Annotated in this window: 16 protein-coding genes; 9 read left to right on the top strand and 7 right to left on the bottom strand. The window is 69.0% G+C overall.

Translation table 11 applies throughout. The annotated features are described in order from the left end of the window. Positions 1-17 precede the first annotated feature (17 nt). Both V2S85_RS13935 and V2S85_RS13930 read left to right on the top strand, forming a co-directional pair. Entirely contained in the window at positions 18-2063 is a 2046-nt protein-coding gene (locus V2S85_RS13935) for a carbon starvation CstA family protein (protein WP_330703445.1), read from the top strand. A 2-nt stretch (positions 2064-2065) separates the two neighbouring features. Next, positions 2066-2233, top strand: a complete 168-nt coding sequence (locus V2S85_RS13930) for a YbdD/YjiX family protein (RefSeq protein WP_330703444.1) — start codon at positions 2066-2068, stop codon at positions 2231-2233. Positions 2234-2323: 90 nt separating this feature from the next. On the opposite strand, the gene V2S85_RS13925 is transcribed toward V2S85_RS13930, so the two are convergent. The 5 genes from V2S85_RS13925 to V2S85_RS13905 are packed head-to-tail and all read right to left on the bottom strand — an operon-like array spanning position 2324 to position 6911. Further along, positions 2324-3109: an SDR family oxidoreductase gene (locus V2S85_RS13925; RefSeq protein ID WP_330703443.1), complete on the bottom strand. Its 786-nt coding sequence runs from the start codon at positions 3107-3109 to the stop codon at positions 2324-2326. Positions 3110-3120: 11 nt separating this feature from the next. Then, the gene (locus V2S85_RS13920) at positions 3121-3876 is read right to left on the bottom strand and encodes an SDR family oxidoreductase (RefSeq protein ID WP_330703442.1); all 756 of its coding nucleotides are present in this window, start codon (positions 3874-3876) and stop codon (positions 3121-3123) included. After that, positions 3873-4673, bottom strand: coding sequence for an NAD(P)-dependent oxidoreductase (locus tag V2S85_RS13915; protein WP_330703441.1), 801 nt, complete (start codon positions 4671-4673; stop codon positions 3873-3875). Before V2S85_RS13915 ends, V2S85_RS13920 begins: the two co-directional genes overlap by 4 nt. Then, positions 4666-5448, bottom strand: coding sequence for a carboxymuconolactone decarboxylase family protein (locus V2S85_RS13910; RefSeq protein WP_330703440.1), 783 nt, complete (start codon positions 5446-5448; stop codon positions 4666-4668). Before V2S85_RS13910 ends, V2S85_RS13915 begins: the two co-directional genes overlap by 8 nt. Continuing rightward, positions 5445-6911 (bottom strand): aldehyde dehydrogenase family protein, encoded by a 1467-nt coding sequence (locus tag V2S85_RS13905; protein ID WP_330703439.1) that lies wholly within the window; start codon positions 6909-6911, stop codon positions 5445-5447. The genes V2S85_RS13910 and V2S85_RS13905 overlap by 4 nt, the downstream gene beginning before the upstream one ends. 152 nt (positions 6912-7063) lie before the next feature. Between V2S85_RS13905 and V2S85_RS13900 the strand changes: the two genes are divergently transcribed. Further along, positions 7064-7747 (top strand): transcriptional regulator, encoded by a 684-nt coding sequence (locus tag V2S85_RS13900; RefSeq protein ID WP_330703438.1) that lies wholly within the window; start codon positions 7064-7066, stop codon positions 7745-7747. 134 nt (positions 7748-7881) lie between these two features. Here V2S85_RS13900 and V2S85_RS13895 read toward each other — a convergent pair whose 3' ends face one another. Next, positions 7882-9330 carry an alginate export family protein gene (locus V2S85_RS13895; RefSeq protein ID WP_330703437.1) on the bottom strand — a complete coding sequence of 483 codons (1449 nt, stop codon included), beginning with the start codon at positions 9328-9330 and terminating at the stop codon, positions 7882-7884. A 39-nt stretch (positions 9331-9369) separates the two neighbouring features. Beyond that, entirely contained in the window at positions 9370-10701 is a 1332-nt protein-coding gene (locus tag V2S85_RS13890) for a dicarboxylate/amino acid:cation symporter (protein WP_330703436.1), read from the bottom strand. Between the two features lie 237 nt (positions 10702-10938). On the opposite strand from V2S85_RS13890, the gene V2S85_RS13885 reads away from it, so the two are divergent. The 6 genes from V2S85_RS13885 (at position 10939) to V2S85_RS13860 (ending at position 20108) form a co-directional block, all read left to right on the top strand. Further along, positions 10939-12651: a sensor histidine kinase gene (locus V2S85_RS13885; RefSeq protein ID WP_330703435.1), complete on the top strand. Its 1713-nt coding sequence runs from the start codon at positions 10939-10941 to the stop codon at positions 12649-12651. After that, on the top strand, positions 12648-13967 hold the full coding sequence (locus V2S85_RS13880; RefSeq protein WP_330703434.1) for a sigma-54 dependent transcriptional regulator: 1320 nt from the start codon (positions 12648-12650) through the stop codon (positions 13965-13967). The genes V2S85_RS13885 and V2S85_RS13880 overlap by 4 nt, the downstream gene beginning before the upstream one ends. Before the next feature lie 106 nt (positions 13968-14073). Then, the gene (locus V2S85_RS13875; RefSeq protein WP_330703433.1) at positions 14074-17499 is read left to right on the top strand and encodes a response regulator; all 3426 of its coding nucleotides are present in this window, start codon (positions 14074-14076) and stop codon (positions 17497-17499) included. Between the two features lie 91 nt (positions 17500-17590). Beyond that, positions 17591-18418 (top strand): CheR family methyltransferase, encoded by an 828-nt coding sequence (locus V2S85_RS13870; RefSeq protein WP_330703432.1) that lies wholly within the window; start codon positions 17591-17593, stop codon positions 18416-18418. Then, positions 18415-18978: a chemotaxis protein CheB gene (locus V2S85_RS13865; protein ID WP_330703431.1), complete on the top strand. Its 564-nt coding sequence runs from the start codon at positions 18415-18417 to the stop codon at positions 18976-18978. Before V2S85_RS13870 ends, V2S85_RS13865 begins: the two co-directional genes overlap by 4 nt. Next, complete coding sequence (locus V2S85_RS13860; RefSeq protein ID WP_330703430.1) at positions 18975-20108, top strand: hybrid sensor histidine kinase/response regulator; 1134 nt, start codon at positions 18975-18977, stop codon at positions 20106-20108. The genes V2S85_RS13865 and V2S85_RS13860 overlap by 4 nt, the downstream gene beginning before the upstream one ends. Positions 20109-20120 lie beyond the last annotated feature (12 nt).

Raw genomic sequence — 20120 nt, 5'->3', positions numbered from 1 at the left:
CGAACGGAGAGGCAGACTTGAAGCACATCCCCTGGATCATCCTCGCGGTCGTCGGCGCGGTCTGCCTTGCAGTGCTGGCGGTGTCGCGCGGAGAGGCGGTCAACGCGCTGTGGATCGTGGTCGCGGCGGTGAGCTGCTTCCTCGTCGCCTATCGCTACTATGCGCTCTACATCGCGCGTCATGTGATGCGGCTCGACCCGAACCGCGCCACGCCTGCGCTCACCCGCGCCGACGGGCTGGACTACGTCGCCACCGACCGGCGCGTGCTGTTCGGCCACCACTTCGCGGCGATCGCGGGCGCGGGGCCGCTGGTGGGGCCGGTGCTCGCGGCGCAGATGGGCTATCTGCCGGGCACCTTGTGGATCATCTTCGGCGTCGTGCTGGCAGGCGCGGTGCAGGACTTCATGGTCCTGTTCATCTCGATGCGACGCGACGGCAAGTCGCTGGGCGAACTCGTGCGCATGGAGATGGGCGCGGTCGCGGGGACCATCGCGCTGGCGGGCGCCTTCCTCATCATGGTCATCATCCTGGCGGTGCTGGCGCTGATCGTGGTGCGCGCTCTGGCGGAAAGCCCCTGGGGCATGTTCACCGTCGCCGCGACGATCCCGCTGGCGCTGGCGATGGGCGTCTACACCCGCTGGATCAGGCCGGGCCGCATCGGCGAGGTGTCGGTGCTGGGCTTCATCGGCCTGATCGCGGCGATCGTGTTCGGGCAGAACGTGGCCGCCTCCGAGGTCTGGGGGCCGCTGTTCACCTTCACCCCGCAGACCTTGTGCTGGATTTTGATCGGCTACGGCGCGCTGGCCTCGCTGCTGCCGGTGTGGCTGCTGCTGGCGCCGCGTGATTATCTTTCGACCTTCCTCAAGATCGGCGCGATCACGGCGCTGGCCGTGGGCATCGTCGTCATGGCGCCGCCGCTGCGCATGCCCGCGCTGACCCAGTTCGTCGGTGGCGGCGGTCCGGCGTGGTCGGGCGCGCTGTTCCCGTTCCTGTTCATCACCATCGCCTGCGGCGCCGTCTCCGGCTTCCACGCGCTGATCGCCAGCGGCACCACGCCCAAGCTGATCGGCAGCGAGAGCGACGCGCCCTTCATCGGCTACGGCGCGATGCTGATGGAGGCGTTCGTGGCGATCATGGCCCTCGTCGGCGCCTCGATCCTCGATCCGGGCATCTACTTCGCGATGAACAGCCCCGCCGCCGTGCTGGGCACCGACCCCGCCAGCGCCGCCCATGCGGTGACCGCGATGGGCTTCCCGGTGAGCGCCGACCTGCTGGTCCAGACCGCGCGCGACGTGGGCGAGCACACCATCGTATCACGCACCGGCGGCGCGCCGACGCTGGCGGTGGCGATGGCGGAGATCTTCAGCCATGTCGCGGGCGGCACGGCGATGAAGGCGTTCTGGTATCACTTCGCGATCCTGTTCGAGGCGCTGTTCATCCTCACCGCCGTCGATGCGGGCACGCGCGCAGGACGGTTCATGCTGCAGGATCTGATCGGCCTTGCGGTGCCCTCGTTCCGGGCGGGAACCTCGTGGCTGCCGGGCGTGGTGGCGACGGCGCTGTGCGTGCTGAGCTGGGGTTTCTTCCTCTATCAGGGCGTTACCGATCCGCTGGGCGGGGTGAACACGCTGTGGCCGGTGTTCGGCATCTCCAACCAGATGCTCGCCGCCGTGGCGCTGATGCTGGCAACGACCGTGCTGTTCCGCATGAAGCAGCAGCGTTATGCGTGGGTGACGGTGATCCCGACCGTTTGGCTGCTGATCTGCACGCTCAGTGCCGGTTCGCTCAAGCTGCTGTCGAGTGATCCGACCGTGGGCTTCCTCGCCCATGCCGCGAAGTTCGGCGCGGGGATCGAGGCGGGCACGGTGCTCGCTCCGGCCAAGTCGATGGAGCAGATGCAGGCCATCGTCTTCAACGACCGCGTCGATGCCGGGCTCTGCGCGGTGTTCCTCGCGGTGGTGGTGTCGCTGCTGTTCTTCACCGTGCGGACGTGCATGGCCGCACTACGCGAGGATCGGCCGACCGTGAACGAGAGCCCCGCGCAGATGGTCCCGGCGGAATGAGCATGCTGCGAAACATGCTGCGCCTCATGGTGGGCCAGCCGCCTTACGAGGTCTACCTCGCCCACATGGCCCGCGCCCACCCGGATGCTACGCCGATGACCCGCGTGGAGTTCTTCCGCAACCGCGAGCAGGCGCGCTTTGGCGGCGCGGGCGGGGGCAAGTGCTGCTAGCCAGCTTCGTCATTGCGAGCGAAGCGAAGCAACCCAGGGCAGCATAAACCGCCCTGGGTTGCTTCGCTTCGCTCGCAATGACGGGGGTGTTCACGGCCGCATCACCCAGCCGCCGTCGACGTGGATCGTCTGCCCCGTGATCCACCGCCCGGCGTCCGAGCACAGCAGCAGCGCGGTGCCGACCAGTTCGTCCGGCTCCCCGCGCGAACGCAGCGCGCAGGTCATGTCGAGGAACTGGATGAACGGGGAATCGTCCGGCACCAGCAGCTTGCCCGCGTCCGACTTGACGTTGCCCGGCGCGATGGCGTTGCAGGTGATGCCGTCCTTGCCGAGTTGCTTGGCCAGCGTCGTCGTCAGCCCCACCAGCGCCAGCTTGGAAATGCCGTAGAGCCCGATCGCCGGGAATGCCCCGCCGCTGGTCTGGTTGACGATCCGCCCGCCGCCGCGCGCCCGCATCGAGGGGATCACCGCCCGCGCGCAGAGCAACGCGCCGTTGAGGTTCACCGCGAAGGCGCGGTTCCACGCCTCCAGACTGACCGTCTCGCAATTGTCGTAGCTGATATCGACCATCAGCGCGGCATTGTTGACGAGGATGTCGATCCCGCCGAACGCCGCGCTCGCCGCCGCGCCCATCGCCAGTGTCGAGGCTTCGTCCGCCACGTCCACGCGCACGCCGATCGCCCGGCCGCCCGCCGCGACGATCTCCTGCGCGACGGCTTCGGCACCTTCGCCGTTAAGGTCGGCCACGACCACCGCCGCACCCGCTTCGGCCAGCCCGAGCGCATAGGCGCGCCCGATGGAATTGCCGCGTCCGCCCGCGCCGGTGACCACCGCCACTTTGCCGTCGAGGCGGAACTGATCGAGGGAAAATGTCATCGTATGGTCCTTCAGCCTGCGGTGATGCCCGCGTCGATGGAGAGGCACGCGCCGTGGAAACCGCGCCCGGCGTCCGAGGCGAGGAGGACGATCATGTCCGCCACGTCCTCTAACTCGACGAGCCCGCGCATTCCCGAGAAGCGCTTGAGCAGTTCGAAGTCGCAGCCCTCCGGCGGCACGTAGTTCGCCGCGATGCCCGTCATCATGCCGCCGGGGGCGACGGCGTTGATGCGGATCGGCTGCTTCTGGAACTCCATCGCCAGCGCCTTGGTCATGCCGACGAGGCCCCACTTGCTCGCGCAATAAGCCGCAGCATAAGCCTCGCCGATATAGGAGGCGCAGGAGGCGACGTTGACGATCGCGCCCTTCGTTTCCAGCAAGTGCGGGATCGCCGCCTGCGCAAGGAAGAACGGCGCGTTGAGGTTGACGTCGATGGTCCGCTCGTACCGCTCGCGCGGCATCTCGGGCGTGTTGGCGAGGTATATCAGCCCGGCGACATTGCACAGCGCGTCGAGCCGCCCGAAGGCGGCGACCGCATTTGCGACGGCGGCGTGGCAGGCGGCGGGGTCGGAAAGATCGGCGACTTCGCTGCGCGCCTCGGCCCCGCACGATGCGGCCGTTTCGGCGAGGCCCACGGCATCGACATCGACCAGCCACAGCTTCGCGCCTTCCGCGCCCAGCTTCAGCGCGGCCGCGCGACCGAGGCCGGAAGCGGCGCCGGTCACCAGCGCGACTTTACCGGTGAGGTTGAGGTTCTCGAAGATCATGGTGTCTCTCCGGTGACGCCCGCGGCGTCGAGGAACGGCATCGCCGCCAGCGCGAGCGGGTTGCCCGGATGCGCGATGGCGCCGAGCAGGCTTACGTCCTTGAACAGCAGGCTCCCGCCGTGCGCGAAGGCGGGCGGGGCGGGCAGGCGGGCGTAGACCTCGAAGCCGAAGCTGCGCCCGCTCGACGCCTGGATGAGGTCGGCGAGCGCCGCGCGGTCCACGCCCAGCCCCTCGGCGATGGCGAGCGCGCTATGGGCGAGGCCCATGTTGGCGGCGAGCAGGGCGTTGTTGACGATCTTGGCCCGCTGTCCCGCGCCGGCCGGGCCGAGCAGCACGATCTTCGCGCCGAACGTCCGCAGCACGGGGAGCGCCCTGGCGAAAGCCTCTTCACTGCCGCCGCACATCACGGTGAGGGTGCCCGCCTCGGCCGCCGGGCTGCCGCCGCTGACGGGGGCATCGAGCAGCAGTACCCCGCGCTTCGCGGCCTGCGCGGCGAGCGCTTCGCAAGTCTGCGGCAGGATCGTCGAGTGGATCGCCAGCACGCTGCCGGGGCGCATGGCGGGCAGCAGTTGGTCGCAGACTTGCACCACGTCCGCGTCGTTGACCACGCAGATGCCGACATGATCGCAGGCCGCGCCGAGGTCCGCCACCGATGCCGCTGCCTTCGCGCCCTTTGCGGCGAACGGGGCGAGCGCCTCGGGCCGCCGGGCCCAGACGGTCAGGGCATTGCCCGCCATCATCCGCATGGCGATCGGCGCGCCTTGCGAGCCGAGGCCGATGAAACCCACTTCAGCCATTCCAGGGGAGTCCTTTCTCCACTTTGGCGATCATTTCGATCACCACGGCGTTGATGCGCGAGGCCTTGGGCCAGCCCGCGTGGGTGCCGTACTGGAGGACGAATTCCAGCATTTCCTCCGGCTGGCAGTTCCCGCTCGCCATTGCGGCGTGGATGTGGCTGCGGATCGGGATGTCGGCGCCGGATTCGCAGACGCCGACGAGCGTGATCCAGCGGCGCGAGGGTTCGTCGAGGCCGCGCCGCCGCCACATCTCGCCGAAGACGAAGTTGTTGATGCCGACCAGATAGGGCGAGTTCGGCGGGCCGGGCGGGAAGGTCATGACTTTCGCGAATTCGGCGTGGCCCTGGTCGTTACGTTCCTGCGCGTCCCAGGGTTCGGCGCGGATCGGCGGCACGTCGGCAGGCGGCAGGCCCAGCGCCTCGGCAACGCGGGTGACGGCGCGGTCCAGCCTGCCGCCGTTGCCCCAGCCCGAATAGACCGCGAGGTGCAGCGCCGCCTCGCGCAGTTCGGCGAGGGTCAGCACGCCGGTGGTGAGCGCGCCGCGCACGAAGTCCTCGACCTGCCCGTCGGCCAGCCCGCAAGTCGCGGCCGAGGTCATGGCGACGAGGAAGCGGGCGCGGCGCGGCAGGCCGGGCCGGCTCCAGACCTCGGCGAAGACGAAGTCGCGCCAGGATTCCTCCAGCAGCGTGGTTAGGGCGGGGGCTTCGCGTCCGGTGACTTCGGCCTGCGTGGCGAGGCCGGCGGCGCTGCGCGCGGCGGGATCGAGCCGGGTCACTGGAGGTTGATCCACACGTTGCGCACCTGCTGGAATTCGCGCAGGCCCTCGATCCCGCCGAGGCGGCCGTGGCCGGAATGCTTCATGCCGCCGAACGGCACGCAGGGCGTCATCGCCTCGCCCGAGCCGTTGACCTGCACCTGCCCGGCCATCATCTGCCCGGCGACACGGTGCGCGCGGGCGAGGTCGGTGGTGTGGATGTACGCGCCAAGGCCGTAGTCGGTGTCGTTGGCCAGCGCGATCGCCTCCTCCTCGCTGTCGAACGGCGTGACGACGAGGACCGGGCCGAACACTTCTGTGCGGGCGATCTCGCTGCCGTGTGCCACGTCGGCCAGCACGGTGACCGGATAGAACGCGCCGCCTGCGTGATCGCCGCCCATGCGCGCGCCGCCGCAGACCACGCGCGCGCCCTCGGCGGTGCCGCGCGTGACCATGCCATGGATACGATCGAGCGCGGTCTCGGAGATCACCGGGCCCATGATCGTGTCCATGGCGAAGGGATCGCCGACTTTCACATGGGCCGCCATGGCCTTGAGCATCTCGACGTAGGGTTCGTAGATCGCGCGCTCGACCAGCAGGCGGGTGCCGTTGACGCAGCCCTGTCCGTTGGCGCTGACGGCGCCGGAAAGTCCGCGCTTGGCGGCGGCTTGCAGGTTCGTGTCGGCGAAGACCAGCACCGCCGACTTGCCGCCCAGTTCCAGCCCGACCGGCTTGAGCGATCGCGCGGCGCTGGCGAGGATTGTCTTCGCTGTCGCGCCGCTGCCGATGAACTCGATCTTGTCGATGCCGGGATGCTCGACCATCGCCGCGCCCACGTCCGCGCCGCCGGTGACGAGGTTGACGACGCCCGGAGGAAAGCCCGCCTGCCGGATCAGCTCGACCAGTTTCATGATCGACCACGGCGCGGTTTCGGGCGCCTTCAGCACAATGCAGTTCCCGGCGGCCAGCGCCGGAGCCATCACCATCGTCGCCGCGAACAGCGGGCCGTTCCAGGGTACGATCACGCCGATGGTGCCGTAGGGTTCATAGGCTACGTAGTCATGCGCGGGGCCGCCCCAGGTAGGCACCGTGCGGCCTTCCAGCTTGTCCGCCCAGCCGCCGAAGTAGCGGAACTTCTGCGCCGCATCCGCGCTCATGTGCGGGCCTGCGAGGAGGATCGAGCCGTTTTCCGCGCTCAATAGCGGGGACATTTCCGCCGCGCGCTCCTCGATCACTGAAGCGAGGCGCAGCATCAGGTCGCGGCGCTTGTCGCCCGGCATCGCGCGCCATGCGGGCTGCGCGGCGCGGGCGGCGGCGACGGCACGGTCGACGTCGTCGCCGCTCGCCAGGCGGATCTCGCGGGTGACTTCGCCGCTGGCGGGATAGACGTGAGCGAACGTCTCGCCACTGCCGGCGGCCTCGGCGCTGTCGCCGATCAGGTGCGCGAATCCGGGCAGGGATACGTCGGGCAGGCGGAAGCCCATGGCTTTGCTCTCCTCTCCATCGGCGACTACGCACCGTTTGATGGAATGGAGGCTATCGGCGTATAAATAAGCGGTCAATTGACTTGAATTGTGCAATTAATCCACGATAAGCAGCGTGAATTCCATATTATATGCCTATTATTGAGAAGGCCATGTCGGGGAAGAAAGCCAGCCTGATCGTCCGTACCACCGCGATCCTGCGGGAGAAGATCTACGCCGTGCCCGAGGGCGAGCGGATCGGTTCGCTGCACGAACTGGCGCGCTCGCTCGAGGTGGGCATCGTCACTCTGCAGCAGGTCGCGCGGGTGCTGGAGCATGAAGGGCTGCTCGAAGTTCGGCGCGGGCCAGGAGGCGGCTATTACGGCGCGCGGCCCGATGCGGCGGCGCTGGAGCGGGGGCTGCATGCTTACATGCGGATGAACCCGGCGTCCTACGAGGAGGCGCTGGACATGACCTCGCTGCTGTTCAACGAACTGGCGACTGCCGCCGCGCGCTGCACCGACGCGGGCTTGCGGGCCCGGCTGGCGACGCTGGCGGAGACGCTTCCCGGCTGCACGACGATGGCGGACAGCGGGCGCTTCGAGATGGAGTTCCAGGAACTGCTGTTTCGCATGGTCCGCCGCCCGCTGTTCGAGATGCTGACGCGGGTGACGCTGCATTATTCCACCGCGCATACCGCGCCCGACCTCAAGGTCTTCGACGACGACGGTGCCGCCTGGCGCGAGGGGCGGGCGAGGATCATCGCCGCGATCCTCGCCAACGATGCGGACCTCACGCGGTTCGAGGCCAACCGGCAGAACCGCGCGGTGGTGCGGGCCTATCTGGAGGCGCGGTGACAGCGAAGCCTTCTCCCCTTCAGGGGAGAGGGTTGGGAGAGGGAAATGCGCTGTCCGGGCCCCTCTCAACTGCGGCTAGCGGGACAAGCCCGCAAGCCTTCGTATCTCTCCCCTGAAGGGGAGAGAGGTGCCTGTCAGAACCGGAAACTTAGCCAGCCCGCGAGGAAGTCCGAACTCTTGTATCCCGCGTCGGTCAGTGCCGCGCCGGCCTTCAGGTGTTCGTAGCGGCCGGTGAACGACAGCCTCGGCGTGATCGTCCACACCGCCTGCAGCCGCGCCAGTTCCGCGATCTTGCGCGCGGTGCCGTTCTGGGTGCCCGCGAAAGGCTGGCCGTTGGCGCGGTACACCGCATCGTGGACATTGTCGCGCCAGGCGAACGCGTACTCGGCCAGCACGCGCACGTCCTTGACCGGCGAGAAGCTGACGTTCGGCGTCACCGCGCGCAAGTTCGAGGGCGTCAGGTAGAGCTGGTAGCTGTAGTAGATGTTGTTGCCGAAGGGCGAATAGGCGTTGCGCAGCTTGCCGTTCCCATATCCGCCGCCGCCGCTGGCATAGTCGAAGTGGACGCCGACGCGCGGCGCCGTCTTGCTCTTGCCCAGCTTGTAGGTCTGCGCGATGAAGGCCTGCCAGGCGGAGATGTCCTGCGTCATGTAGTATCCCCACTGGCGGTTCACCGACCAGTCGAGGTTCACCCGGCCTACGTCGCCGCGCAGCCACCCGCCCAGATACCAGCGCGTCGCCGGGCCGATCCGCCCGCCCCAGGCGCCGACGTCGTTGTGGCGCCGCCACAGGAAGGTGTCGAAGGCGAGGTTCGAATTGCCGAGGAACGTCCTGGGCAGCATCACCCCGACGGTGGCGCCGGAGAAGCGGCGCGCCGGATCGTCGACGTCGTCGCCGGTGCCGAGGTCGCCATAGGCGGTCGGGCGGAAGTCGAAGGCGCCGAAGCGCAGCTTCGATCCGCGCGCATAGAAGCGCCAGCCGTTCATGGTGTAGCGGATCGTGTTGTTGTCACGCTGCGAGGCGAGCAGGTTGGGGCCGTCGGTGAATTCCTGGCGGCCGTAGCGCACGCCGACGTCGAATTCGCCGATGTCGGTGCGGGCCTCGACGAAGGACTGCTGGATCACCACGTCGTTGCGCAGTGTTGCGGCGGGCACGCCGAGGTTGCGGCCCGAGATGCCGCCGTGGGCGATCTCGCCGTAGAAGCGCAAGTGGGTGCCGATGTGGAGGTCCGCGCCGCCGACCACCCGGTTGATATCCTGCCGCTGGGCCTCGGTCTCGCGCAAGTTGGGGTTGGTGGTCTGGTTGACGCGAAGGCGCAGTTCGCCGGACAGGGTCAGGTAGATATCGCCGTCGTCATCCAGCGGGATGTACTTGAGCCGGTCGAGCGGGTCGTCGCGCTTGGCGGGATCGGCCTTCTCGGTCCAGTCCTCGGCCCAGCGGGAGAGGGCGTAGCCATTGGTGACCGCGCCGTCGCCATTGTGGGCCTGGGGGTAGGCGGCATCCTGCGCGCGCGCCATTCCGGCAGGCGTGAGCAGGGCGAGCGAAAGGGTGGCGGCGCGCAGCCGCGAAACAATAGTGCCCATGGGGCGACCTCTCCGTAATTCTTGTTTTTGTGTGCTTGCTTATTCGGCCGGGGCGAGTGCCGGCTCGGAAGCTGGCTCAGGCAGGGCATGCCCGGAGAGCGCGGCGTCGAGGCGGGCGTAGTCGAGCTTGCCCTCCCAGCGCGACACCACCACGGTCGCCACCGCATTGCCGACGAAGTTGGTCAGGCTGCGGCATTCCGACATGAAGCGGTCTACGCCCAGGATCAGCGCCATGCCGGCGACCGGCACGTCCGGCACGATCGAGAGCGTGGCGGCCAGCGTGATGAAGCCCGCGCCGGTGACGCCCGCCGCGCCCTTGGACGAGAGCATGGCGACGCCCAGCAGCAGCAGTTGCTGGCCCAGCGTCAGATCGACGTTGCAGGCCTGCGCGATGAACAGCGCCGCCAGCGTCATGTAGATGTTGGTGCCGTCGAGGTTGAACGAGTAGCCGGTGGGGACGACGAGGCCGACCACGGCCTTGGGGCAGCCGGCGCGCTCCATCTTCTCGATCAGGGCGGGCAGGGCGCTTTCCGAGGAGGAGGTGCCCAGCACCAGCAGCAGTTCGGCCTTGAGGTAGGCGATCAGCTTGAGGATCGAGAAGCCGCACAGCTTCGCCACCGCGCCGAGCACGACGACCACGAACAGGATCGAGGTGAGGTAGAACGTCGCCACCAGCTGCGCGAGGTTCGCCAGGCTGCCGACGCCGTACTTGCCGATGGTGAAGGCCATCGCGCCGAACGCGCCGATCGGGGCCAGCTTCATCACGATCGAGACGAGCTTGAAGACGACGATCGAGATATCGTCGAACAGCGCGAGCACTTTCTCGCCGCGCTCGCCGATCGAGGCCAGCGAGACGCCGAACAGGATCGCCACGACCAGCACCTGCAGGATGTTCTCCTGCGCCAGTGCGGAGACCAGCGTGTCCGGGATCATCGCGTTGAGGAAGCCGAGCAGCGAAGTCTCGTGCGCCTTCTCGGCGTACTGCGCGACCTTGCCGGCGTCGAGCGTGGCGGGATCGATGTTGAAGCCGGCGCCGGGGCGCACGACGTTCGCCACGATCAGGCCGACGATCAGCGCCAGCGTCGAGAAGAACAGGAAGTAGGCGAAGGCCTTCGCGGCCACCCGCCCGACCGAGCCGAGATCGCGCATCCCGGCGATGCCGGTCACGATGGTGAGGAAGATGACCGGCGCGATCACCATCTTCACCAGCTTGATGAACATGTCGCCGATCGGCTTGAGCGCCTCTCCGGTGGCCGGCGCGAAATGGCCGACCAGCACGCCGGCGGTGATCGCGGCGAGCACCTGGACGTAGAGATGCGTGTACCAGCGCCTGGGCGCGGCGGGCTGAATCGGGGACGCTTCGAAATGCATGTGTCTGGCCTTGTCATCCTCTGGACGCAGACGAGGCCCCGGGGGCCACGCTCGTTCCGGAGATGAAGGTGCCTGCTGTGCCGCTGCGCGCAAAGGGAAATTGCATAAATGGAAGATCGAAGGAAAATCAGTGGCTTGACGAATCGGAACGGGACGATCTGTCCCGATTTCTGCCGCTCGTTGCATTGGAAAGTGCAGAAATTTGCACATCGCGCGGCAGTCTTCTAGGAAGCAGGCGTGATCCATCGCAGATATCTCGTCTGGATTCTCGCGGCTCTGGGCCTTGCCGTGCTGGCGGCGCTCGGTGCCGGGGCCGTCGTGCGGGCGGGGACGACCCGCAGCTTCACCGCGCAGGCGATCGCCGATGCCCGGCTGCGGCAGGCGCTGCTGGCCAACGAGGTCGCGCGGTTTCGCCTGCTGCCGCTGGCGCTGGCCGACGACAGCGATCTCGTGGCGCTGGTGTCGCAGCGGCCGGGCGCCGGGGCGGTGATGAACGCCAAGCTGGAGCGCCTGTCGGGCACGCTGGGCTCTCCGATCATCTACGTGATCCGCGCCGATGGCCTGACGCTGGCGGCGAGCAACTGGCGCGATCCGCGCAGTTTCCTGGGCAAGGACTACGGCTTCCGGCCCTATTTCCGCGCCGCCGCCCGCAGCGGCGCCGGCGAGCAGTTCGCGCTCGGCACGGTGAGCCATCGCCCCGGCCTGTTCTTCGCGCGGCGCGCCTACGGCAACAGCGTGGTGGTCATGAAGATGGAGTTCGACAGTCTGGAAGCGCAGTGGCGCGCGGCGCGGGGCATCACTTTCGTCACCGACCGCAACGGGGTGATCCTGGTCACGAGCCGCCCCGGCTGGCGCTATGCCGCGACCCGGCCGATGGCGCCCGAGGTGGACCGCAAGGCGCGCGCGATGGTCGGGGTCGGTGCGTTCCTGCCTTCGCCCTATGTCCGGCAGGGCGGCGCTCGCGTCACGATCCCGGGGCAGAAGGGCGAGTACCTCGTCGTCACCACCGCGCCGGATGCGGCGGGCTGGCGGGTCAACCTGGCGCTGCCCTTGCGCGGATCGGTCGATGCCGCGGTGCGCACCGCGCAGTCGATCGCGGCGCTGCTGGCGCTGGCGGCCTGCGCGCTCGTGGCGTTCCTTGCCCAGCGCGGGCGGCGGCGGCGCGAGCGGACCGCGCGGCTGGAAGCCGCCGTCGCCGAACGCACCGCCGACTTGCGCCGCGAGATCGAGGAACGCGCCGCGGCCGAGGACCACGCCGCGCAACTGCGCGAGGGGCTGAGGCAGGCCAACCGGCTGGCGACGCTGGGGCAGGTGACCGCCAGCGTGGCGCACGAGACCGCGCAGCCGGTGGCGGCGATCCGCAACTATGCGGCGACCTCGCGCCAGTTGCTCGACATGGGCGCAGCCGACATGGTGCGCGACAACCTCCGCGCGATCGATCGCCTGGCCGAGCGGATCGGCGCGGTCACGGCGGAACTGCGCGGCTTCGCCCGCAAGGGCAGCCGGGCGGGCGGCCCGGTGCCGCTGGCCGAAGTCGTCGAGGGCGCCTGCCTGCTGCTCAAGGAGCGCCTGTCGCGGGTCGGCTTCGCGCCGCCGGAAATCGCACCGGGGCTGCACGTCTTCGGCGGCCACGTCCGGCTGGAGCAAGTCCTGGTCAACATTCTCCAGAACGCGATCGAGGCGCTGGAGGGACGGGCCGATGGCCGGATCACGATGACCGTCGAGACGGAACCGGACGCCGTGCGCGTGATCGTGGCGGACAACGGCCCCGGCATCGCGCCCGAAGTCGCGGACCGCCTGTTCACGCCGTTCGCCACCAGCCGGGCGGCGGGGCTGGGGCTCGGCCTCGTCATCTCCAAGGACATCGTCGAGGACTTCGGCGGCAGCTTGAACCTTGCCCCGTCCGAGGGCGGCGCCTGCTTCGTCGTGACCCTGAGGCGCAGCGCATGAGCGGCGAGGCGCGCCGCGTGGCGCTGGTCGAGGACGATGCGGACTTGCGCGCCTCGACCGCGCAAGTGCTGACGCTGGCGGGCTTCGCGGTGGAAGCCTTCGCCGCCGCCGCCCCCGCGCTCGCTGCGATCGACGCGCAGTGGCCGGGGATCGTGGTCAGCGACGTGCGCATGCCGCACATGTCCGGGATCGAGCTGTTCCGCGCGCTGCACGAGCGCGACGCCGAGCTGCCGGTGATCCTCGTCACCGGGCACGGCGACGTGGCGATGGCGGTCGATGCACTCAAGGCCGGGGCATGGGATTTCCTGACCAAGCCGTTCGACCCGCAGGCGCTGGTCATGGCCGCCGATCGCGCCGCGACCGCGCGGGCGCTGGTGCTCGACAACCGGCGGCTGCGCGCGGCGGCGCAGGAGGACGAAGCCTCCGGGCTGGTCGGCCAGTCGCCCGCGATCCGTCGCCTGCGCGAGATGGTCCCGACCCTCGCCAATGCCGATCTCGACTTGTTCATCGAAGGCGAGACCGGCACCGGCAAGGAACTGCTCGCCCGGCTGATCCACCGCGCCGGCAAGCGCGCGCGCCATCGCTTCATGCCGGTCGCCTGCGCGGCGCTGCCCGAGGCGCTGGAGGACGAACTCTTCGCCGCTGGCGGCGACGCCAGCATCGCCTCGGCGACGCGCGGGACGCTGTTCCTCGACGACATCGACCAGGCCTCGCGGCGGCTGCAGGCGCGGCTGACCCCGCTGGTCGAGGACCGCGTGCTGCGCAGTCCCGGCGCGCGCGAGCCGCTGCCGCTGGACTTGCGGGTCATCGCCACAGGCGGTGTCGGGGGCGCCGCCGGCGAGGGCGATCTGGCGGACAAGGTCGCGCCGGGGCTGTTCTATCGCCTGGCCGCGCTGCGGCTGCGCATGCCGCCCTTGCGGGAGCGGCGCGAGGACGTGCCGGCGCTGTTCGCCCACCTTGCCGGCGCTGCGGCCTCGCGCCTGCGCCTGCCGCTGCCGGTGATGAGCGCGGCGGTGCGCGATCACCTCTCCAGCCACGACTGGCCGGGCAACGTGCGCGAGCTTGCGCACTTCGCCGAGCGCTTCGTCCTCGGGCTTATCGAGCCGGCGCAACCGGCGTTGCCGGACGCAGAAGGCGATACCCTGCCCGAGCGGGTCGATGCCTTCGAACGCGATACCATCGTCGCCGCCGTGGTCGCCGCCGGGGGCGAGATCGGCGCCGCCATCCGGCGCCTGGGCATTCCGCGCAAGACGTTCTACTACAAGGTCCACAAGCACGGCATCGACCTTCCGGACCTGCGCAAGGGCGGGCGCTGACCCGCAGCTTTTCGCAAGGCGGCAGGAACACCTTGATCTCCCGTCAATTCCACCGCAAGCGATGCGTCTATGGCGCGCGGGCGCGGGACACAGGTTGGCGTATTCGATGAAAAGCAGTTCAGTTGGCGTCGGCCGTGGCAACGGGTCCGGGCTCGATCCGCGGACCGGGTTCGGTCTGGCCATCGCCGTCCTGTTCTTCCTGGTGAGCGGCACCGTCGCCTACCGGAATGTGACGATGCTGCGCGACGATGCGGGCAAGATCTTCCATTCGCACGAAGTGATCGTGACGATGGATGCGCTGACCTCTTCGGTGCAGGACGCCGAGACGGGCCAGCGCGGCTACTTGCTGACCGGCAAGGAGCGCTACCTTGAGCCCTACACCGCGGCGCTGTCCGACGTCGATGCGCGCTTCGATGCGATCGTCGGCCTGACGCGCGACAACCCCGCCCAGCAGGCGCGGCTCGGCACCTTGCGGCATCACGTCCAGGCCAAGCTCGCCGAACTGCGCGAGACGATCGAGGTGCGCCGGCGCGATGGCATGCAGGCGGCGCTGGCGCTCGTCGACAGCGATCGCGGCAAGGTGGAGATGGACGAGATCCGCCAGCAGCTGAACATCATGAAGCAGACCGAGGAGCGGCTGCGTCTCGAACGGCTGGCCGAAATGGAACTGGCCTATCGCTCGGCCTGGGTCAGCGGGGTGATGTCCTGCGTGCTCGGCATCGTGCTGACGCTGGTGATCGGCCTGCTGATCCGCCGCGCCGCGATGGCCGCCGAGCGCGTGCAGTGGCTGCAGGCGGGACAGGTCGAACTCGGCGCCGCGGTGCTGGGCGACCAGACCGTCGAGCCGCTGGGCGAGAGCATCCTGGGCTTCCTGGCCCGCTTCGCCGGGGCGCAGGCGGGTGCGATCTTCGCCGCCGAGAACGGCCATTACCGGCGTATCGCGGCTTATGGCGTGCCCGAGGATACCACCATCGTCGAGCGTTTCACCCGCAAGCAGGGCCTGCTCGGGCAAGTCGCGGCCGATGGCAGGCCGGTGGTGCTCACCGACATTCCCGAAGGCTATCTGACGATCGGCTCGGCCTTCGGCAGCGACCGCCCCCGTCATCTCGTGATCGCCCCCGGCGCCGCCGACGGCGCGGTGGAGGGCGTGATCGAACTGGGCTTCCTCCAGCCGGTGGACGAGCGGGTGCTGGCCTTCCTCGGCGAGATATCCTCCGCCGTCGGCGTAGCGCTGCGGTCGGCCCGCTATCGCTCGCAGCTCCAGCACCATGCCGAGGAACTGCAGGTGCAGAGCGAGGAACTGCGCGTCTCCAACGAGGAACTCGAGGAACAGGGCCGCGCGCTGCGGGAATCGCAGGCGAACCTCGAACAGCAGCAGGTCGAGCTGGAACAGACCAACTCGCAGCTGGAAGAACAGGCGCAGCTGCTGGAAAGCCAGCGCGACGACCTTGCCCGCTCGAATGCGGCGGTCGAGGCCAAGGCGAGCGAACTGGAGCAGGCGAGCCGCTACAAGAGCGACTTCCTCGCCAACATGAGCCACGAGCTGCGCACGCCGCTCAATTCGCTGCTGATCCTCTCCAAGCTGCTGGGCGACAATCGCGGTGCCAACCTGACCGACGAGCAGGTGCAGTTCGCCCGCACCATCGAATCCTCGGGCAACGACCTGCTGGCGCTCATCAACGATATCCTCGACTTGTCGAAGATCGAGGCGGGGCACTTGCAGATCCGCGCGGAATCGGTGCTGGTCGAGCGCTTCGCGGGCGATCTGCGGCCGCTGTTCCAGCCGGTCGCCGCCAGCTGCGCGCTGGATTTCGAGATCAGCGTCGCGGCAGGCGTGCCGGCCGAGATCGAGACCGATCGCCAGCGCCTCGAACAGATCCTCAAGAACCTGCTGTCGAACGCCTTCAAGTTCACCGAGCGCGGCAGCGTGCGGCTGGAGATCGCGCCCGATGGGCCTGACCGCGTGGCGTTCTCCGTCGCCGATACCGGCATCGGCATTCCCGAGGAGCAGCAGCGCGCGATCTTCGAGGCGTTCCGCCAGGCGGACGGCACGATCAGCCGCAAGTTCGGCGGTACCGGGCTGGGCCTGTCGATCTCGCGCGAGCTGGCGCGGCTGCTGGGCGGCGCCATCGCGCTCACCAGCGTTCCCGGCAAGGGCAGCCGCTTCACGCTGACGATCCCGGTGACTTACGCCGAGACGCTGGGCGATGCGCCGGCGATCCCGCTGCCGGTCGCGCCCACGCCGTCCGTCGCCGCATTTCCCGCGGCCCTGCAACCGGCACCCGCGCGCACCGCCCCGCTGCTGCGGCAGGTGGAGGACGACCGCGAGACGCTGACCGCCGGCCAGCGCGTGCTGCTGGTGGTGGAGGACGACGCGACTTTCGCGCGGATCGTGCGCGACATGTCGCGCGAGATGGGCTTCCAGTGCCTCGTCACCGGCACCGCCGAGGAGGCGCTGGGCCTTGCGCGCAGTTTCAAGCCGCATGCGGTGGTGCTCGACGTCGGCCTGCCGGACCAGTCGGGCCTTGCCCTGCTCGACCGGCTCAAGCGTGATGTCGAGACGCGGCATATCCCGGTCCATGTCGTCTCGGGCAGCGACCATACCCAGACCGCGCTGGCGCTGGGCGCGATCGGCTACCTCATCAAGCCGGTCAAGCGCGAGGATCTGGCCGGCGTGCTCGAAGCGCTGGCCGACAAGCTCTCGTCGGATGCGCGCCGCGTGCTGATCGTCGAGGACGACGCGGTCCAGCGCGACGCCGTCACCCGCCTGCTCGCCACCGGAGACGTCGAGACGGTGGCGGTCGCCAGCGCCGCCGAATGCCTGGAGGCCCTGCGCGAGGCGACCTTCGACTGCATGGTGCTCGATCTCAACCTGCCCGACGCCAGCGGCTTCAGCCTGCTGGAGACGCTGAGCAAGGAAGGCGCCTATGCCTTCCCGCCGGTGATCGTCTACACCGGCCACGACCTGACTCCGGCCGACGAACAGCGCCTGCGCCGCTATTCCGATTCGATCATCATCAAGGGCGCCCGCTCGCCCGAGCGCCTGCTCGACGAAGTCTCGCTGTTCCTGCACCAGGTCGTCACCGAACTTCCGGCCGAGCAGCAGACGATGATCCGCGCCGCGCGCAATCGTGACGCCATCCTCGAAGGCCGCCGCATCCTGGTGGTCGAGGACGACGTGCGCAACGTCTTCTCGCTGACCAACATCCTCGAGCCGCAGGGCGCGGTGGTGGAGATCGCGCGCAACGGGCAGGAGGCGCTCGACGCGCTGGAAGCGGCGGCGGACGACGAGGCACGTCGGATCGACCTCGTGCTGATGGACGTGATGATGCCGGTGATGGACGGCCTCACCGCCACCCGCGCCATCCGCAGCGACGGACGCTGGGCCAAGCTGCCGGTGATCGCGCTGACCGCCAAGGCCATGCCCGACGACCAGGAGCGCTGCATCGAGGCGGGCGCGAACGACTACATGGCCAAGCCGCTCGACGTCGACAAGCTGCTGAGCCTGGTGCGCGTATGGATGCCGCGGTGAAGCGCGGCCTTGCGGGCCTTGTGGACGGCTTAGGGTACCTTTGTGTGCCGTTGAGTGCCGCAATGTCGGGGCCGGTGTCCGGGGGGTGACGATGGACGGCGAGAAGATCGAGGATATCGAGATCCGCCTCCTGCTGGAGGCACTGTACCGGCGCTATCACTACGACTTCCGCAACTACGCGCAGGCCTCGATCCGGCGGCGGTTGCGCCAGGCGCGGGACCGGATGGGGCTGGCGACGTTCTCCGCCCTGCAGGACAGGCTGCTCCACGATCCCGCCGCCGCCGCGCGGGTGCTGCGCTTCATGACCGTGCAGGTCAGCGATTTCTTCCGCGATCCCGACTATTTTCGCGCCCTGCGGGAGAAAGTCGTGCCGCATCTGCGGACTTATCCCTCGCTCAAGGTCTGGATCGCGGGGTGCAGCGCCGGAGAGGAACTCCACTCGCTCGCCATCCTGTTCCGCGAGGAAGGGCTGGAGGAGCGCACGCTGTTCTACGCCACCGACATCAACCAGGAGGCGCTGGAGGCCGCCGCGCGCGGGATCTATCCGCTCGACCGGCTCAAGGCCTTCACCGAGAACCACCGCCTGTCGGGCGGCAAGTCCTCGCTGTCCGAATACTACACCACCGGCTACGGCGGCGCGGTGTTCGATGCCTCGCTGCGCGAGCGGGTGGTCTTCTCCGACCACAGCCTCGTCACCGACGCGGTTTTCTCGGAGATGCACCTGATCTCGTGCCGTAACGTGATGATATACTTCGATCGCGACCTGCAGGACCGTGCCATCGGCCTGTTCCGCGATTCGCTGATCCGCAACGGCTTTCTCGGCCTCGGCGCCAAGGAGAGCCTGCGGTTTTCCTCGCACGCCGCCGATTTCACCGATTTCGCGCGCGAGGAGAAGATCTACCAGAGGCGCAAGGGATGAAGGCGGTGGCGATCGGGGCCTCGGCCGGGGCGATCCATGCGCTGCTGCGCATCCTTCCGGCGCTGCCTTCGGGCTTCACGCTGCCGGTGCTGGTGGTGGTCCACATCCCGCCCGGCCGCCGCAGCGAACTGGCGGCGCTGTTCGCGGGCAAGTGCCGTGTCCCCGTGCGCGAGGCGGAGGACAAGGAGCCGATCGTGCCGGGCACCGTCTATTTCGCCCCGCCCGACTATCACATGCTGGCCGAGGCCGGCGGGACGATCTCGCTGTCCATGGAGGAGCCGGTGTTCTTTTCGCGCCCGTCGATCGACGTCCTGTTCGAAAGCGTTGCCGACGCCTATGGTCCGGACGTCATGGGCGTGGTGCTGACGGGCGCCAACGAGGACGGCGCGCGCGGCCTGCGGGCCCTGGGGGCGGCGGGCGGCATGGCGCTGGTCCAGGATCCGGCGACAGCTTATGCCCGGGCAATGCCCGAGGCGGCGCTGGCGCTGTGCCGGCAGGCGCAGGCACTGCCGCTGGAGGGCATCATCGAACGCATTCTCGAAGCCGGGCTGGCGGCATGACCGATCCGGTGCACGTCCTGCTGGTCGACGACCTGCCCGCCAATCTCCTGGCGCTGGAAGCCCTGCTGGCGGACGAGGGCGTGATCGTGCTCAAGGCCGGCAGCGGCGAGGCGGCGCTGGAGATGCTGCTGGCGCACGACGTCGCGCTGGCGCTGCTCGACGTGCAGATGCCCGAGATGGACGGGTTCGAGCTGGCCGAGCTGATGCGCGGCAGCGAGCGGACGCGCCACGTTCCGATCATCTTCGTGACCGCTGGCGGATCGGACAGCCGCCGCCGCTTTCGTGGCTACGAGGCGGGCGCGGTGGATTTCATCCACAAGCCGATCGAGCCGGATATCCTGCGCAGCAAGGCGCAGGTGTTCTTCGACCTCCACCGCCAGCGCCGCCAGATCGCCGCCCAGCGCGACGAACTGGCGGCGGCGGCGCAGGCGCTGCGGCTGGCGGATGCGCGCAAGGATCGCTTCCTTGCTGTCCTCGCCCACGAACTGCGCAACCCGGTGGCCGCGCTGATGAGCGGGCTGGACTTGCTCGGCCGACCCCGCGCGGCCGGGCAGGCGGAAGAGATCCGCGAGCGGATGGGGCGCATGCTGTTCCATCTGTCGCGCATGGTCGAGGATCTGCTCGACGTCTCCCGCGTGAGCGAAGGCAAGGTTTCGTTGAGGCTGGAGCGGATCGGTATCGCCACGGTGCTCGAATCGGCCGTGGAGGGCAGTCGCCACAATATCGAGGCGGCAGGGCACCGCCTGACGGTCGAGCAGCCCGGCGCGGCGATCGAACTCGACGCCGATTTCACGCGGCTGGCGCAAGTCGTCGCCAACCTGCTCAACAATGCCGCGAAATATACCCCGCCGGGCGGTGCGATCGGCCTGTCGGCGCGGGTCGTGGGGGACATGGCCGAGATCCGCGTCTCGGACGATGGCGTGGGGATTCCCATGGAAATGCAGCCGCATATCTTCGACATGTTCACCCAGGTCGATGACCATCGCGGCTTCGCGCAGGGTGGGCTGGGGATCGGGCTGGCGCTGGTGCGGCAACTCGTCGAACTGCATCGCGGCACCATCCGCGTCGAGAGCGGCGGTACCGGGCAGGGCAGCACCTTCATCGTATCGCTGCCGCTGGCGGCCGGTTGAAACAGGCCTCTA

This window comes from Novosphingobium resinovorum (genome assembly GCF_036352595.1).
Taxonomy (GTDB): Bacteria; Pseudomonadota; Alphaproteobacteria; order Sphingomonadales; family Sphingomonadaceae; genus Novosphingobium; species Novosphingobium resinovorum_B.
This window is presented reverse-complemented; position numbering and strand designations above follow the sequence as displayed.

Coding starts and splice junctions, on each gene's coding strand:
- V2S85_RS13930 (WP_330703444.1), top strand. CDS start 2,066: ATGCTGCGAAACATGCTGCGCCTCATGGTGGGCCAGCCGCCTTACGAG.
- V2S85_RS13925 (WP_330703443.1), bottom strand. CDS start 3,109: ATGACATTTTCCCTCGATCAGTTCCGCCTCGACGGCAAAGTGGCGGTG.
- V2S85_RS13920 (WP_330703442.1), bottom strand. CDS start 3,876: ATGATCTTCGAGAACCTCAACCTCACCGGTAAAGTCGCGCTGGTGACC.
- V2S85_RS13915 (WP_330703441.1), bottom strand. CDS start 4,673: ATGGCTGAAGTGGGTTTCATCGGCCTCGGCTCGCAAGGCGCGCCGATC.
- V2S85_RS13905 (WP_330703439.1), bottom strand. CDS start 6,911: ATGGGCTTCCGCCTGCCCGACGTATCCCTGCCCGGATTCGCGCACCTG.
- V2S85_RS13900 (WP_330703438.1), top strand. CDS start 7,064: ATGTCGGGGAAGAAAGCCAGCCTGATCGTCCGTACCACCGCGATCCTG.
- V2S85_RS13895 (WP_330703437.1), bottom strand. CDS start 9,330: ATGGGCACTATTGTTTCGCGGCTGCGCGCCGCCACCCTTTCGCTCGCC.
- V2S85_RS13890 (WP_330703436.1), bottom strand. CDS start 10,701: ATGCATTTCGAAGCGTCCCCGATTCAGCCCGCCGCGCCCAGGCGCTGG.
- V2S85_RS13880 (WP_330703434.1), top strand. CDS start 12,648: ATGAGCGGCGAGGCGCGCCGCGTGGCGCTGGTCGAGGACGATGCGGAC.
- V2S85_RS13875 (WP_330703433.1), top strand. CDS start 14,074: ATGAAAAGCAGTTCAGTTGGCGTCGGCCGTGGCAACGGGTCCGGGCTC.
- V2S85_RS13870 (WP_330703432.1), top strand. CDS start 17,591: ATGGACGGCGAGAAGATCGAGGATATCGAGATCCGCCTCCTGCTGGAG.
- V2S85_RS13865 (WP_330703431.1), top strand. CDS start 18,415: ATGAAGGCGGTGGCGATCGGGGCCTCGGCCGGGGCGATCCATGCGCTG.
- V2S85_RS13860 (WP_330703430.1), top strand. CDS start 18,975: ATGACCGATCCGGTGCACGTCCTGCTGGTCGACGACCTGCCCGCCAAT.